We start from the raw sequence: 15,516 nt of genomic DNA, 5'->3' as shown, positions 1-15,516 counted from the left end.
CCCCCTGCTACAGAACCGCGCCAAAACCACCGCAACACAGAAATAAGTGCGGCGATCTCAAACTGCCTGCGCGATCGTATGTGTACCCACAATCACTGGATTGACGCTGAGACTATATCCAGTCATTGCCGTTCCGTTCAGAGATCCAACACAAACCGATCAGCGTCCAACGGCGTAGGAAACTTATCCCGATAGTCACGTAGTTCCGCACCACTAAAACAAACCGTTTCAACCGCTGCTCTCGACTGCAGATCTGCCAGCACCGTGCCGTGCTGATCGAAGGCCAGACTGTCCCCCGAGTAATCAAGCCCGTTACCGTCCGTACCCACTCTGTTCACGCCTATTACGCAGGCGAGATTTTCAATTGCACGCGCCTGAAGCAGCGCTCGCCAGTGATGAGATCGCGGCGACGGCCAGTTCGCCACGTAAAACAATAAATCGTAGTCATCGCGGTTTCTGCTAAAGACAGGAAATCGCAGGTCGTAGCAAACTTCGGGCTTAATCCTCCAGTCACGCCACTCTAAAACAACGCGCTGTCTTCCAGCGGCATAGTGATTATGCTCTCCAGCCATACGAAACAAATGGCGTTTGTCATAGGAATCAACGCGCTCCGGCGTCACGAACAACAGCCGGTTATAAACACTGCCCCCCTGCTCTATCGCCACGCTACCGGCGATGGCACAGTCATAATGTTGCGCCAGAGCCTGCAACCAATCCTGAGTAACACCGCCAGCGGGCTCGGCATTGCCCTGCGCATTCATAGAAAAGCCGCTGGTGAACATTTCTGGCAGCAAAATGAGATCGGTCTTCGGTTGTTCCGCATCGAGCACAGCAGCCAAATGCTCACGGTTGGCCGTTGGGTCCTCCCAAACCAATGACTGCTGAACAAGCGTTACTCTTAAATCGCGCATAGTCGCTCCGCTGCCTCAAGTAATACGTCGTCAGATTTTGCAAAACAAAAACGCAGGACCCGCTGATCGGGCGGCGTTTCGTAAAACACCGACACCGGTATAGACGCGACGCCTAACTCTTGAGTCCAGCGTTCGCTCAAAGCTGTATCGGCTTCGTCGCTAATTTGACTGTAATCCAACAACTGAAAATAACTGCCTGCCGTGGGTGTCCACGAAAAGCGCGACCCCGAGAGCGCCGACAAAAACAGATCCCGTCGTCGCTGATACTCGGCGGCCAAATTCGAAGGATACATGGGCTCCGCTTCCAGAAAGTCCGCCAAGGCATGCTGCACGGGCGTCACAGCAACAAAGGCAACGTACTGATGGACTTTTCGCAACTCCGTCGTCAGTTCGGGAGGCGCAATGCAATAACCTGTTTTCCAACCGGTAACGCTCAGCGTTTTTCCAAAGGAAAAATGCGCAAAGCTGCGAGTCCGCAAACCCGGATGGGTAAGCACACTACAGTGCTTGCGCCCGTCATAAACCAAGTGTTCGTATACCTCGTCGCTACAAACCAAAAAGTCGTGCTCTTCAGCCAGATCGCCCAAAACGTCCAGATCCGCTTCACTGATGACACTGCCGCAGGGGTTATGGGGGCTGTTAAGCATAAATAGCCGGGTACGTGGGCCAATAGACGCTTTCACTCGATCCCAGTCAATGGAAAAGGAGCCGGGGACGAGGGGTACATGCACAGCTCGCCCACCCGCCAGCTCTATCGCAGGTTCGTAACTGTCATACACGGGATCGAGAACCATCACCTCGTCGCCCGGTTGCACGACGGCGGTAATCGCACAGAAGATACTTTCTGTAGCGCCCGGTACGACGGTGACTTCGGTATCAAAGTTCACAGCTACATTACGGTGTAGCTTGATCTGCTGGGCAATCGCCTCTCGCAGTCGTGGAAGCCCCGCCATAGGGGCATACTGATTGTGCCCCCGCATTGCGTGCTCTCCCAGGGCCTCCGCGAGGCGATGCGGTGGTGAAAAATCCGGAAAGCCCTGCGACAGATTCAGCGCACCATGGGTTTGAGCAAGTCCCGACATGCGAGTGAAAATAGTCGTACCCACGCGCGGTAATTTGCTGTTGATTAATGCGCTCATGCTTAGGATTTTGTCCAAAAATATCAGGATACATCAGACTGCGGGATAGAACGCTACTAACGATAGCCTGGGTGATAGTAGACTGCTGTAAAGACTGTGCGTTGCCGACAAAAAACATGGCAAAGAATCGCGTAAGCAGCGATTTAATGCGGCATTTGAGAGGAGTCACCATGAAACTGCTTGAGGAACTTAAGGCACTGCTCGGTGATAGCGGGCTACTCACGGGCGCCGATGTGACAGGTCGAGCCGCAGGCATATGGCGTGCTGACACCCTCGATGCCCTGGCCATCGCGCGGCCACGGAGCACCGAAGAAGCCTCCAGGATCCTTGCCCTGTGCAGTGCACATAATGTGTCGGTGGTAACCCAAGGAGGCCTCACGGGTCTGGTTCGAGGCGCAGATGCGCGACCTGACCAACTGATACTTTCTCTCGAACGAATGCGTAGTATCGAAAGTATCGACCCGGTTCAACGAACCGCGACGGTCGAAGCCGGCGTCACACTTCAGACACTTCAGGAAGCTGCCGAAGAGCAAGAACTACTCTTTCCTCTGGACCTGGGGGGACGAGGAACCGCAACGCTGGGCGGCAATGCCGCGACCAACGCCGGCGGAAACCGTGTGATTCGCTTCGGCATGATGAAAGACATGGTACTGGGACTGGAGGCCGTCCTTGCCGATGGCACTGTGGTGTCGTCGATGAACCATCTCATCAAGAACAATGCGGGTTATGACCTCAAGCAACTGTTTCTGGGTTCCGAGGGCACTTTGGGTGTCATCACCCGACTTGTATTGCGGCTTCGCGAAGCGCCCAGCTCTCAAAACGTTGCCTTTGTAGCATTTGAAGACTTTGAGTCTGTCCCCAAGATGCTCAAACTCGTGGACCGCGGCTTGGGCGGCGCGCTATCTGCCTACGAGGTTCTGTGGAACAACTTTTACCGACTGGTGACGGAATCTCCTGCTAAAAATCGACCGCCGCTACCGTCTGAGCATCCCTACTACGCGCTCATAGAGGCACAGGGCAACAGCGACGAGCTCGACAAACAACGCTTTGAAACAATCCTGGAGTCTGCCCTTGAAGAAGGACTCATCAGCGATGCCGTTATTGCCCAATCATCCGCCGAACGGCAGAATCTCTGGGCAATACGCGATGACGTTGAGCAGACCTTTCGCGATGGCACGCCAGTGGTGTTTGATGTCTCCCTTCCCATAGCCGACATGGAAACCTACATCGCGGGCGTGAAAGCGGCCTTGAGCGAGGCACTTGAAAACAGTGTTTGCTGGGTGTTTGGACATCTGGGCGATGGCAACTTACACATCATCGTCCAAACCGTCGATGGCGACGCGCTGGAACATCGAGAGACTATAGAGCAGATTATCTACAAGCCTCTAGAGGCTATTGGCGGCTCTGTCTCTGCCGAGCACGGCATTGGTTTTGAAAAGAAGCCCTATCTACATTTGTGCCGCTCGGGTGTAGAGATTGGCCTAATGCAAACCCTTAAGGCAGCGTTAGACCCACAGGGTATTTTAAATCCAGGAAAAATTATCGATCACGTCAGAAGCGACGTTTAACATCCTTGGCAATAACACTCGCCGCATTTTTCCCGGGGATACCCGATACCCCGCCCCCGGGATGGGCACCGGAACCGCAAAGATACAAGCCTTTTATCGGCATACGATGATCAGCATAACCACCCACCGGACGAAGCGAGAAAATCTGATTCAAAGATAACTTGCCGTGAAAAATATCCCCTCCCACCATATTGAGCTTTCGTTCAATATCCAGCGGTGAATTGATCTGTCTTCCCAAGATGGCTGATTTGAAGTTGGGCGAATACTCAGCCACGGTATCAATCACCAGATCTGCAACTTGTTCCTTTACTTCATCCCAGCTTTGATCATTGGGCAAATGCCGGCGAAAGTGCTGACAGAATAGGCTCATCACGTGCTGCCCCTTCGGCGCAAGAGAGTCATCGAGAAGGGTTGGGATACACATCGATATTACGGGCTTCGACGCCCAGCCCTGCGCTTTCGCGTCGTCGTAGGCTTGATCCATATAGTCCAGCGAGGGGCATACGTCGATGGTGTTTTGCATGGCCAGCAGCCCCCTGGCATCGTGCTCTACGCTGTCAAAGCGAGGTAATTCCGACAAGGCAACATTCATACGAAAAGTTGCAGACTCGCTTTGATAGCCCTCAATACGCCGCTGAAAATCGGGCGGAGTGTGAGTCTTATCAACCAGTTGACCAAACAGCACCTGGGGATGCGTATTCGCGGCGACCGCCTTTGCCGCAAAACGTCTTCCGTCCTCAAGGACTACACCTCGGGCTCTACCCTCGCTTATCTCAATACTGGCGACCCCTGCATTGGTAAGTATTTCGACACCCGAAGATTCACAATAGCTTGCCATGGCCTGCGTTATCGAACCCATACCGCCTTTGGCGTAGGACCAGGCGCCTGTTCGCCCGTCGACATCACCAAATACGTGATGGAGCAGTACATAGGCGGTTCCCGGAGCGTAGGCATTGGCGTAATTACCGATAATGCCCTCGAAGCCATAAAGGCCTTTAATCGCGTCACTCTCGAACCAGCGATCGAGAACATCGCCAATAGACATGGTCATAAGCTCGCTAAGTTCGACCTGTCGCTCGGCTGACAACTGCCTAAAGGCATTAGCCTGCTTGACCAAGCGCCAGACATCACTCCAACCGCCGCCAAAGTTTGGGGGGATTTCTCTGGCGACGCCCCGAACCAGCTCTCCCATGTCCTCAAGCATGTCTTCAAATGCGGGATACACTTCGGCGTCAGCCTGGGAAAACCTTGCGATCGCAGCCTGCGCTTCGAGGGTATCGCGAGGCAAATACATATGATCCCCTGGGAGCAGAGATAGCGACCCTCCAGGGCGATGAAGCAAGGAGAGGCCGTGTTTCTCAAGCTCGAGGTCAGCCATCACGGAGCGATCCAGTAAACTCACCAGATAGGAAAAAACCGAGTTGCGAAATCCCGGATGAAATTCCTCCGTGAGCGCGGCGCCGCCAATCACGTCTCGGCGCTCAAGAACGCGAACTTTGAGCCCGCTACGCGCGAGATACGCGGCGCAGCTTAAGCCATTATGGCCCGCCCCAATGATGATGACGTCTGTAGATTCCTCGCTCACAAACTACTCCGTTTTTTTATCCAATCTCATTCAAGGTTATCGATCTGAATTTCTGGCAGCTCATCTGCGGGGGTGAAACCAAGAACGCGCGCATAAAAATACAGCTCTGCCTCACGGGCCGCGATCTGGTTCTCGGCTTTTCGAAAACCATGGGACTCTCCCTCAAAAGCCACGTAGGCCGTCGGCACCCCGCGCTCCTTAAGCGCGTCGTAAATCATCTCGGACTGATTCGGGGGGACGATGGGATCATCCAGGCCCTGTAAAAGCAGCAGAGGAGCACTGAAACCCTCAAGATGGTGTATTGGCGAACGTTCCACGTACAGATCCTTGCGCTCGGGGTAAGGCCCGACCAGTTGATCCAGATAGCGGGACTCAAACTTGTGGGTATCTTTAGCCAGTGCCTCGATATCCGAAACGCCAAAATAGGAAGCACCCGCCGCAAAGGTGTCATAAAAAGCGTGTACCGCAAGGGTAGTGTATCCCCCCGCACTGCCACCCCGAATAATCAAACGCCCGGGATCGGCTAAGCCCTGCTCTGCCAGCCATGCCGCACCTGCTGATGCGTCTTCGACATCAGTAATCCCCCATTGCCCGTACAAGGCTCTGCGGTACTCCCGACCAAAACCCGTGCTACCTCGATAGTTAAGATCCAGCACCGCAAATCCACGACTGGTCCAGTAGTAGTGTTCCGGTCGATAGCTGACACCTGCGACAGAGGTGGGTCCGCCATGCACACTCACAATGAGCGGTGGCGCTGACCCAGCTACAGTCCTCGCAGCAGGGTTCTTGGGCGCAAAGTACACGCCGTAGGCCTCTCCACCGGAAGGCAACGGAAAGGTGACTTGCTTGAATGCCGGAATCCACTCCGCGGCCAAAGCCGAATCTGAAGAGCGACGAATGACCCCATTGATAGCTCCGTCGAGGCTAGCGCTGACCAACGCCGAGGGCTGGTCAGGAAAACCCGCGGTAAAGTAGAGCTGCCCTTCGTCAAATACCAGGCTGCCATAACTCACGGCACCGGTATCGAGTATCTTCTGTTCGCCCTTCCCTTCCAGCAGCACTAACTGCTCTACGCTACCGCGGCGTGCCACCAGCAGCATTTCTCCCTCAGGCAGGAACCAGTAATAGCGACTACCAATCGTCCAGTCCGGACCGCCTATCTCCACGTCTTCCAAGCCGGTCTCGATGGCAGAGAATTCCTGGCCGGAAACGCTGTAGGGCTTCCACCAGTTATCACGATCAGAGATAGCGACCAGCGTATTGTCGTCGCGCCACTGGGGGTCAATCACCGACTCATTGCTATCCGGGTTGTGTGCCTCAAGGTCGCTTAGTGCACCCTGCTCATCGAAACTGGCGCTGTGCAGGGTAGTGCTGTCCCAGGGCATGTTGGGATGCATCCAGCTGATGAACGCTATACGACTGCCGTCTTCTGACAAGCGGGGTTCAGACACAAAATCTGTACCCGAAAACAAGATCGTGCCCTCACTCTCCTCAGAAGGCATGAGAGCCACCAGGGCATTCACAGGCTCTCCCAGGCCCCGATGATCCTCGCGAATACAGAGCAAGCGATTTCGACGACTATCGAAACTACAACCGGCGTAGCGCAAATCAGCATCTGGAGTGATCGCAACTGGCTCACCTCCCGGCTCAAAGCGATACAAACGTTGATCCATAAAGTTGCTGAACCAAAGCACGCCCTTATGCACCAGGAGACTCCTGCCCCCGTACTCCTGGACACGGGTCCGCACATTGAAAGGCTCTGCCAACAACTCCTCGGGCGAAGCGCCTGGCTGCCATCTCATAATGGTAGTACGCCCCCCCTGCTCCGGACGGGACTCAAGCCAATAAAAGTAGTCGCCGTCCTTGGTGACCCCACCAATGCCGCGACTCCCCTCCACGAGGGATGCAGCGCTAATGGGTGAAGGCCAGCTTCCGTAGGGCAACTCGCCCACTGCGGCGTCTTTCGCCAAGCCACTACCTTCGGTTTGAGTTCCTTCTACGGACTCATCACTACAAGCCATCAGCAACACCATCATTAAAGACAAAAGGGTTCTTACAATCATCAAACATCACCCGAATTTCAAATCCGCGCCTCTGGGCACAATACTTACTTGTGGCCAGGGCCAAAATCACTGTATTTTTTTCCGTTTCATCGTCAATTGCTGCGCCGGAATCGTTTAATCTTGGCACCCTAATAATACGCACTCACTGCTCAGGCACTCCGGACAGCGCCGAATCAAAAGAGGGAATCATCATGTCACAGGTAGAAGTTACGACTAACGGCCACATTATGCATTTGCATCTTACCCGACCAGAGAAATATAACGCGCTGAGTCTGGAAATGTACGGAACCCTTGCAGAAGAACTTCATCGACTGGAAACCGACCCTAACCTGCGCGTTGCAGTAATCTCCGCTGAGGGCCGCAACTTCACTGCGGGTGTCGAACTCGATCAATGGGCGCCCTATTTTGGCGGAGGCGAAGGCTGGCCCATCAGTGAGGGCAGGATCGACCCTATGGGCGTTACCGGACCGCAGCACAGCAAGCCTGTCGTGATTGCCGTGCAGGGTTACTGCTTCACCTGGGGCGTAGAAATGCTCCTGAACACCGAAATACGCGTTGCTGCTACAGACACACAGTTTCAAATGCTGGAAGTACAGCGCGGCTTGTTCCCCTGTGGCGGCGCGACCTTCCGACTACCCCGAGAGATTGGATGGGGCAATGCTCAGCGCGTGCTTCTCACGGGAGATCGCTGGAGTGCTGAGGATGCGCTACGCTGGGGAATGATTCAGGAGCTAACGGAACCCGGAGCACAAATTGACCGTGCACTGGAGCTTGCGACTTCCATCGCTGACGCTGCGCCCATGGGCGTACAGGGCCTGCTATCAGCCAGTCGCTACTCGCTGGAAAACGATCGAGATGCCTGTGCTAAGCAGATTTTTAGCCAACTGGTGCCTATCATGAAAAGCGACGACGCCGCCGAGGGCGTTCAGTCCTTCATTGAGCGTCGCAAAGCCCAGTTCACCGGACGCTAGATTCAGACCTCATCACAGAACCACAATCAACAGGGAAGCCCTTCTTTTGCCGAACGTTAACGTCAACGACATCACCATCGAGTACGACACTCATGGCAATCCCGACAACCCCACGGTCCTCTTGATCATGGGGCTCGGTACGCAGTTAACCGGATGGCCGCAGGCCTTCTGTGATTCGCTGGTGGCGCACGGATACCATGTGCTGCGTTTTGATAATCGTGACATAGGCCTATCGAGCCGGCTGGATCACGAGCGTATGCCGAACATACCCGGACTCGTCATCCTCAAGACGCTCAAGTTTCCCGCGCCTGCGCCCTACACTCTGGAGGATATGGCAGCAGATGCCATCGGCCTGCTCAATGCGCTCAAGATCGACAAAGCTCATATTGTGGGCGCATCTATGGGTGGCATGATCGCGCAACTGATTGCCGCTCATTATCCTGAGCGTACATTGAGTCTCACTTCTATCATGTCCACCACGGGTCATCGCTCACTCCCCCGGGCTGATCGCGATGCCACCAAAGCCCTGATGCTCAAGCCCGACAATCCTGAGGATCAGGCGTCTATTATCGAGCGAAATGTTCGCGTAAGAAAAGCGCTTCAGAGTCGTACGCATCCCAAACAAGATGAGGAGATTCGTCAGACTGCCACGGAAGCCGTTGAACGTGGGGGATACTACCCTGCGGGTGTTGCTCGCCAACTCGCCGCCATCATTGTTGCCAAAGACCGACGCAAGCTGCTGCGTACCATTGATGCGCCCTCGCTGGTCATCCACGGAGAGGAAGACACCCTGGTCAAGGTGGAGTGCGGCATCGATACTGCAAAGCATCTGAACGATGGCGAACTGCGAATTTTACCGGGTATGGCACACGATCTACCCACTCCGCTACTCCAGGAGATTGCGGACGGTATACATAGCGTTGCGCAGCGGGCCTAGGAAGAAAGTGAGTACTCTAAGTCTTAAGCTACGCACGCCTTATCTCATCTTTGTGGGAGACGAGTCCCGCACAACCTACGCAAAAACTGGCAAAGGTGTCGCTGACTGGCGCCCCGAACTTTGCGCTGGGCAACTTAGACTCAGTGACGACGCGGCTGACCTTGATTTGCCCGACATGTCAGTTGCGACCGCAGCAGAAGCGGGCGTGGGTTCTCTGATCGTGGGTACAGCACTGGTTGGTGGCAGCGTACCCGATAGCTGGCTCCACACCCTTTGCGACGCCGCTGCAGCCGGCATCGACATTGTTGGTGGTCTGCACACCCGATTAGACAGTATTGCGGTACTACGCGACGCGGCCGCAGCAGGCGGCAGCCGCTTGATAGACGTGCGAGTCCCCCCCACAGATTTACCCGTAGCGAGCGGTATAAAACGCTCGGGGAAACGGTTACTCACCGTGGGCACCGACTGTGCTCTCGGCAAAAAGTACACCGCGCTGCAACTCGAGCGCGACATGCGAGCCCAGGGTTTCGATGCTGACTTTAGAGCCTCAGGACAGACTGGCATCATGATTGCGGGCACCGGCGTCCCCATTGACTGCGTTGTCGCCGACTTCATTTCCGGTGCTGCGGAGCTGTTATCACCGGCTAATGAACCAGAGCATTGGGACCTGATTGAAGGCCAAGGTGGAATATTCCATCCCGGTTATGCCGCAGTGAGTCACGGACTTCTTATTGGTTCTCAGGCCGATGCCTTCGTAGTCTGCCACGCGGCAGGTCGCAGTCATGTCGAAGGCTGGGAAGATTACGCCGTACCCAGCATCGGCGAAGTTATCGAACGAACCATCGCCATTGGCTCCCTCACTAACCCCAATATTCGTTGTGTGGGCATCAGTGTTAACACCCTTTCTATCGACGAAGAACAACGCGCAGCCTATTTGGCCAAGCTTGCAGCCAAGTACAGTCTTCCCTGCGTAGACCCTATGATTACAGGCACCAATGCGATTATCGAAGAGCTAAAGATCCGAACATGAACACCCGCGGAGCGCAACAATAGCCATGCAGGACACTTGCATTTCATGAAGATTACTATCGATATCGTCGCCTATCCTATGGAAGTGCCCTTCGCGATTACCGGGCATGTGTTCTACGACACTGAAACAGTCCGCGTGACACTTGAACATGGTGGTGTGGTGGGTCGTGGGGAGTCTGTCGGCACCTATTACCTCAACGAAACCGCCGTCAGCATGAAAAATGACCTCGAGGCTGTCATCGGGAAGGTAGATAGCCATACGACGCCTGAAAGCCTTCAGGACCTAATGCCGCTCTGCGGCGCGCGCAATGCCTTGGACTGCGCTTTGTGGGATCTCAAAGTCAAGCAAGCTGGTAAGCGTATCTGGGATCTTTTGGATATCACCCCCAAAGAATTGATTACCGTATTCACCATCGGCATGGAAGAACCCGCGGTCATGGCCGAACGTGCTGCGGCGGCCCGACAGTTTCCACAACTTAAGATCAAACTGGATGCGGACCGGCCCATCGAGCGACTCGAAGCTATTCGTGCGGCGCGGCAAGACGCCACGCTCGTTATCGATGTGAATCAGGGCTGGAGCTTTGATGAACTCAAAGACTATCTACCCTCATGTCAAAAATTGGATATTGCCATGATCGAGCAGCCGCTACCCCGGGGGGACGACGCTTGTCTGGAGGGCTTCAAGTCGCCGGTGCCTTTAGGTGCTGATGAATCCTGTCTTGGCATGAGCGAGTTTGAGATCGCAGCACAACGATACGATGTGCTCAATATCAAGCTCGATAAGTGCGGTGGGCTAAGCGAAGGCCTGGCGCTGGTGCGGGCGGCGCAAGAGAAAAACATGCAGCTTATGGTGGGCAACATGACCGGCACTTCGCTTTCTATGGCACCCAGTTATGTGATCGCGCAGTTCTGCCGCTTCGTCGATATCGATGGCCCCTTGTTGCTGGCGCATGACATAGAAAACGGTTTGGAGTACCGCGCCGGCGGTACAGTCGGCCTGCCTAGCGTCGCGCTCTGGGGCTAGCAAGAGCAGCTATTCAATTCAGCAAGCGCGACCGAACAGCTACATTCTCGGCTTGAACGAACGATAAGCTACGCTTCTTACTCGGCAAGCGTGCACGAACAGCTACATTCGCTGAGTGGGGTGACGCTCACTTCGCTATTCACGCACGCTTGCCTGGGGACAGTGCGATGATTCACCGCCGTTGACGAAGAGAGATCGTTCACCGTCGCACTGAGGGCTGAAGGCTGCGGGCTGCGGGCGTTGCTTACGCCGCGAGCGTCACCCACTCCAGCGAGTGAAGTAAGTAACGCCTGTAGCCCGCCATCTATTCAGGAATGCAGTAAGTAACGCCTGCAGCCCGCTGCTTGTATTTACCTAGCCTTCCAGGCCAGAAAGCACTGCCGCATACTCAGCGCTCAGTTCGTCAAAGCGCATAAGCGCCTCCCCACCCGGCTCCTGATCAGCCTGATTGAGCATTCGTGACAGATAGCTAATCTGACTAATGAGGCGAGGCTGCATATAAGTGCCCTCTTCTGTCACCAGCAAAGTGATGGCCGCTTCTACCGCTTCACGACGCATCCCATCGTCTTCACCCAGCTCTTCAAGCTCGGTCTCCAGGCTATACGCCGTGCGACGGGCCTGATCCAGAAGACCAAGAACCTTTTGCTGCAACTCAAGCTGGGCGTAAATTTGCGCTTCGGTTACCCCCTCTTCCAGCACCCTGGGATCCATAACAATCGTGAGTGACTGAGTGAAGGTTTCGCCCCCTGCGGTGAGTTTGACGCTATAAGTCCCGGCAGTGGCTAGAGCGCCACCGGTGAAACGCTTCGTCTCGCTTTCCTGCCAGGGACCACGATGACGCATATCCCAATGGAAACGGTTTACACCCTCGTTAGTCGTCAAACCACTGCGTTTAATGTAGCGCACCTCGTTGAGTGCCATGTTATCCACAAGCTCTCCCCGATTGTCAGGGTCGGAGTCGTCGACACTGGAGAATGCGTTGACCACGTTTCCATCAGCGTCGCTAATCTCCAGAGTGACGAGACCCTCGAAATCTTCCGGTAGGTAGTAGTCGATAATCGCCGATGGCTTGCGGTACTGAGGAACGGCTTTGGGATCGCGGCTGCCATAGCTGGGTCGCTCGCGATAACGCACAGTTTCCGCAGGTTCAAACAAGGTGGCTTTATCACCCATAGACGGCATAGGCGCCTGCCTCAGCGCTGAGATGTCATCCAGGACCCAAAAGGCGCGACCCATGGTCGCTACTACCAGATCATCGCGGTGAATTCGAATATCCGTGACCGGCGTCACCGGTAGATTTTGCTGGAAAGACTTCCAGCTATCGCCGTTATCAAACGACACAAACAGACCAGAATCTGTTCCCGCATAGAGCAAGCCGGGGCGCACTGGATCCTCGCGCACTACTCGGACGGGGTGATCTGCGGGAATGCCGTTCTTCCCATCAGTCATCAACGTCCAGCGCTTTCCATAGTCTGAAGTACGGTAGGCATAGGGCTTATCATCACCAAGCTGATAACGAAGTACAGCGACGTAAGCCACCGCCGGGTCATGATAAGAAGGCTCTACAGAGTCAACCCGACCTCCCTTGGGACCTCGGGGCGTTACATCGCTCCAACTCTCACCATTATCTCTTGTTACGTGAACAGGGCCGTCATTAGAACCTGTCCAGATCACACCCGGCGCGATCGCGGACTCGCGAATCGAATACAGCGTGCTGTAAACCTCCTCTCCCGTAACGTCACGAGTGATGGGGGAGCCGGAGACCACTTGCTTGTCCGCTTCAAAAGCCGTGAGATCCGGAGAAATTGTTTCCCAGGTAACGCCATTGTTGCTGGTGCGATGCAGGAACTGCGATCCGTGATACACCACATTCGGATCGTGAGGCGACACCGCTACGGGCGCTACGCGCTGAAAACGATACTTGAGATCCTTGGGATTTTGCCCGTACATATTGGTGGCGCCGACGTAGTAGCTGCGCTCCGTGCCCGTCTTCTTATCGAATACAGAAAACCGGCCCTTGCAGTTGGCGTAAACCGTCGTGTGATCACCGGGCTTGGGCACTGCAGGACCGGTCTCGCAACCGCCCGCTTCAATCAACCAGGCGTTGTCGTTTTGAACGCTGTAGGGCGACCGGCTGGGCACCGCGATCGCCGTGCCGTTGTCTTGCTGACCTGCGTAGAGCCAGTACGGATACTGATCATCAACATCGACGGTATAGAGCTCCGTCGTTGCCTGATTGAACTGGCTGGACCAGGTCTTACCGCCATTGTGCGTGACGTTTGCGCCACCATCGTTCGCTTGAATAAACAGCTGCGGATCATTGGGGTTAATCCACATATCGTGGTTATCCCCATGGGGAGGCTCCAGCTCCTCCCAGTTTTCTCCACCATCTACAGATTTAAAATAATCGGTGGCCATAACGTAAACCACATCAGGGTCCGTTGGATCTGCCTCAACATTTCCGTAGTAGAACGGACGAATACGAATTCCTTTCTGTGATGACACCTGGGTAAAGGTTTCACCCTGATCGGAAGATCGATAAAGCCCCCCTTCGTCGCCGGGAGCTTCTACCAGCGCATACACGATGCTGCTGTCTGACGCTGAAATCGCAAGATCAATCTTGCCGATGAGCCCCGTAGGTAAGCCCTCGGTAATTCGTCGCCAGCTGTCACCACCATCAATGGATTTAAAAAGACCGCCCTCTTCCTGGGTGCCTCCACTGATAATCGTCCAGGGCTGACGTCGCGCTTTCCACGCAGCCGCAAACACGACATCGGGGTTGTTGGGAAGCAACTCGACATCAGCGATTCCCACAGCATCCGAAATACTGAGAGACTGTTCCCAGCTAACGCCGCCGTTCTCCGTCTTGTAGAGACCTCGCTCAGGGTTGTCAGCAAATGCTGAGCCAATGGCTGCGACCCACACCACGTTGTTGTCCGTAGGATCAATCTCTACGGCGCCAATTTGACCACTATTCTCCAGCCCAAGGTGCGTCCAGCTGTCACCGCCATTAGTAGACTTGTACACCCCCTTCCCGGGAATGACATTGGATCGAAGGCCATCTGATCCGGTACCCACGTACAGGATATTCGTGTCCGATTGCGATACCGCGATATCGCCGATAGACGGAGAAGCAAAGTACCCGTCCGAAATATTGCCCCAGGTCGTGCCATAGTCCGTGCTTTTCCAGACCCCGCCCCCCGAAGCGCCAAGATAAAATGTGCCGGGCTCTTGCACCGTGCCGGCAACCGCGGTTACCCGTCCGCCGCGGGTAGGCCCTACGTTTCGATATTCGAGGGCATCAAAGTTCTGCGCGTAAGCAGCATCTACCTGTAACAGCAGAGCAAAGGATAGCGTTGAAAGAAAAGGGCGATACAGACTCTTCACTGGGAAACTCCGGGAAATTTATGTATCCGTGACCCTACCATCAGATGGGGAAAGCCACAATTCCAACCGGTTTATACCCTTAAGTCACCGCGTCAACAGAGTCTGGATCTACACTTACTCGCCAGCGTACTGGCGTATGACCTGCTTCCCCAGAGCCATGAGATGCACCTGATCGGAGCCATCTGCCTGTCGACACCAGCGTGCATAATTGTAAGCCTCGGCCATGGGATAGTCCTCGGTAAGCCCCCCCGCCCCATGCATCTGCATACAACGATCAATCACCGTCTGCGCCATGATCGGCACCGAAACCTTGCTCGCAGCAATAAGATCCATGGCGCCTTTAGCCCCTACCTCGTCCATGCGCTGACAGGTCTTAAGCACCAGCAAGCGCATCATCTCGATTTCCGAGAAGCTCTTTGCGATGTCCTCACGAACCGATTGATGTTCACTGAGCTTCCGCCCAAAGGTACTGCGGCGAGTCACGCGATCGCAGGCCAGTTCCAAAGATCGCTGGGCAGCGCCGATAAGCCGCATACAATGGTGAATTCGACCCGGCCCTAAACGCCCCTGTGCAATTTCAAATCCACGACCTTCACCCAAGAGAATGTTCTCCGCTGGAACTCGCACATCATTAAAACGCAGTTCTGCATGACCCATAGGGGCATCATCGTAGCCAAGGGTCGTGAGCGGGCGGATGATCTCCAGTCCGGGAGTCCCCTTGGGCACGAGTATCTGGGACTGTTGCTTGTGACGACTGGGATTATCCGGATCGGACTTTCCCATCACGATAAAAATCGCACAGCGCTCATACATAGCGCCGGAGATAAACCACTTGCTACCGTTGAGAACGTAATCATCGCCGTCCCGGTGAATGGATAGCTCTATATTTGTCGCATCCGAAG

11 protein-coding genes are annotated in these 15,516 nt (G+C 54.9%); 5 read left to right on the top strand and 6 right to left on the bottom strand.

The genetic code is table 11. From position 1 onward, the window contains the following. Positions 1-137: 137 nt before the first annotated feature. Positions 138-911 (bottom strand): amidohydrolase, encoded by a 774-nt coding sequence (locus tag ACTG39_RS12325; protein ID WP_439107865.1) that lies wholly within the window; start codon positions 909-911, stop codon positions 138-140. Continuing rightward, positions 899-2,050 carry a methionine aminotransferase gene (locus tag ACTG39_RS12320; protein WP_439107864.1) on the bottom strand — a complete coding sequence of 384 codons (1,152 nt, stop codon included), beginning with the start codon at positions 2,048-2,050 and terminating at the stop codon, positions 899-901. The genes ACTG39_RS12325 and ACTG39_RS12320 overlap by 13 nt, the downstream gene beginning before the upstream one ends. A 170-nt stretch (positions 2,051-2,220) precedes the next feature. On the opposite strand from ACTG39_RS12320, the gene ACTG39_RS12315 reads away from it, so the two are divergent. Next, positions 2,221-3,618 (top strand): FAD-binding oxidoreductase, encoded by a 1,398-nt coding sequence (locus ACTG39_RS12315; RefSeq protein ID WP_439107863.1) that lies wholly within the window; start codon positions 2,221-2,223, stop codon positions 3,616-3,618. On the opposite strand, the gene ACTG39_RS12310 is transcribed toward ACTG39_RS12315, so the two are convergent. Continuing rightward, positions 3,602-5,203, bottom strand: a complete 1,602-nt coding sequence (locus ACTG39_RS12310) for a phytoene desaturase family protein (protein ID WP_439107862.1) — start codon at positions 5,201-5,203, stop codon at positions 3,602-3,604. The genes ACTG39_RS12315 and ACTG39_RS12310 overlap by 17 nt on opposite strands. 26 nt (positions 5,204-5,229) lie before the next feature. Beyond that, the gene (locus ACTG39_RS12305) at positions 5,230-7,266 is read right to left on the bottom strand and encodes an alpha/beta hydrolase family protein (RefSeq protein ID WP_439107861.1); all 2,037 of its coding nucleotides are present in this window, start codon (positions 7,264-7,266) and stop codon (positions 5,230-5,232) included. A 191-nt stretch (positions 7,267-7,457) separates the two neighbouring features. Here ACTG39_RS12305 and ACTG39_RS12300 point away from each other — a divergent pair, with 191 nt between their 5' ends. The 4 genes from ACTG39_RS12300 to ACTG39_RS12285 are packed head-to-tail and all read left to right on the top strand — an operon-like array spanning position 7,458 to position 11,227. Then, complete coding sequence (locus ACTG39_RS12300; RefSeq protein ID WP_439107860.1) at positions 7,458-8,237, top strand: crotonase/enoyl-CoA hydratase family protein; 780 nt, start codon at positions 7,458-7,460, stop codon at positions 8,235-8,237. A gap of 46 nt (positions 8,238-8,283) precedes the next feature. Next, positions 8,284-9,174: an alpha/beta fold hydrolase gene (locus ACTG39_RS12295; protein ID WP_439107859.1), complete on the top strand. Its 891-nt coding sequence runs from the start codon at positions 8,284-8,286 to the stop codon at positions 9,172-9,174. A gap of 7 nt (positions 9,175-9,181) precedes the next feature. Next, on the top strand, positions 9,182-10,204 hold the full coding sequence (locus ACTG39_RS12290) for a DUF1611 domain-containing protein (RefSeq protein ID WP_439107858.1): 1,023 nt from the start codon (positions 9,182-9,184) through the stop codon (positions 10,202-10,204). A 45-nt stretch (positions 10,205-10,249) separates the two neighbouring features. Further along, the gene (locus tag ACTG39_RS12285; RefSeq protein ID WP_439107857.1) at positions 10,250-11,227 is read left to right on the top strand and encodes a dipeptide epimerase; all 978 of its coding nucleotides are present in this window, start codon (positions 10,250-10,252) and stop codon (positions 11,225-11,227) included. Between the two features lie 354 nt (positions 11,228-11,581). Here ACTG39_RS12285 and ACTG39_RS12280 read toward each other — a convergent pair whose 3' ends face one another. Further along, the gene (locus ACTG39_RS12280; protein WP_439107856.1) at positions 11,582-14,614 is read right to left on the bottom strand and encodes a WD40/YVTN/BNR-like repeat-containing protein; all 3,033 of its coding nucleotides are present in this window, start codon (positions 14,612-14,614) and stop codon (positions 11,582-11,584) included. A 114-nt stretch (positions 14,615-14,728) separates the two neighbouring features. After that, positions 14,729-15,516, bottom strand: a 788-nt coding sequence (locus ACTG39_RS12275) for an acyl-CoA dehydrogenase family protein (RefSeq protein ID WP_439107855.1), incomplete at its 5' end; no start/stop codon positions are given.

The sequence above is a fragment of the Congregibacter sp. genome (genome assembly GCF_965662665.1).
In the GTDB taxonomy this organism is placed as follows: domain Bacteria; phylum Pseudomonadota; class Gammaproteobacteria; order Pseudomonadales; family Halieaceae; genus Congregibacter.
Note: the sequence above shows the minus strand (reverse complement) of the source record. Positions and strands in the feature narration are given on the sequence as shown.

What these genes read in the sequence shown, in the direction of transcription:
- ACTG39_RS12325 (WP_439107865.1), bottom strand. Translation starts at nt 911, where the DNA reads ATGCGCGATTTAAGAGTAACGCTTGTTCAGCAGTCATTGGTTTGGGAG.
- ACTG39_RS12320 (WP_439107864.1), bottom strand. Translation starts at nt 2,050, where the DNA reads ATGAGCGCATTAATCAACAGCAAATTACCGCGCGTGGGTACGACTATT.
- ACTG39_RS12315 (WP_439107863.1), top strand. Translation starts at nt 2,221, where the DNA reads ATGAAACTGCTTGAGGAACTTAAGGCACTGCTCGGTGATAGCGGGCTA.
- ACTG39_RS12305 (WP_439107861.1), bottom strand. Translation starts at nt 7,266, where the DNA reads ATGATTGTAAGAACCCTTTTGTCTTTAATGATGGTGTTGCTGATGGCT.
- ACTG39_RS12285 (WP_439107857.1), top strand. Translation starts at nt 10,250, where the DNA reads ATGAAGATTACTATCGATATCGTCGCCTATCCTATGGAAGTGCCCTTC.
- ACTG39_RS12300 (WP_439107860.1), top strand. Translation starts at nt 7,458, where the DNA reads ATGTCACAGGTAGAAGTTACGACTAACGGCCACATTATGCATTTGCAT.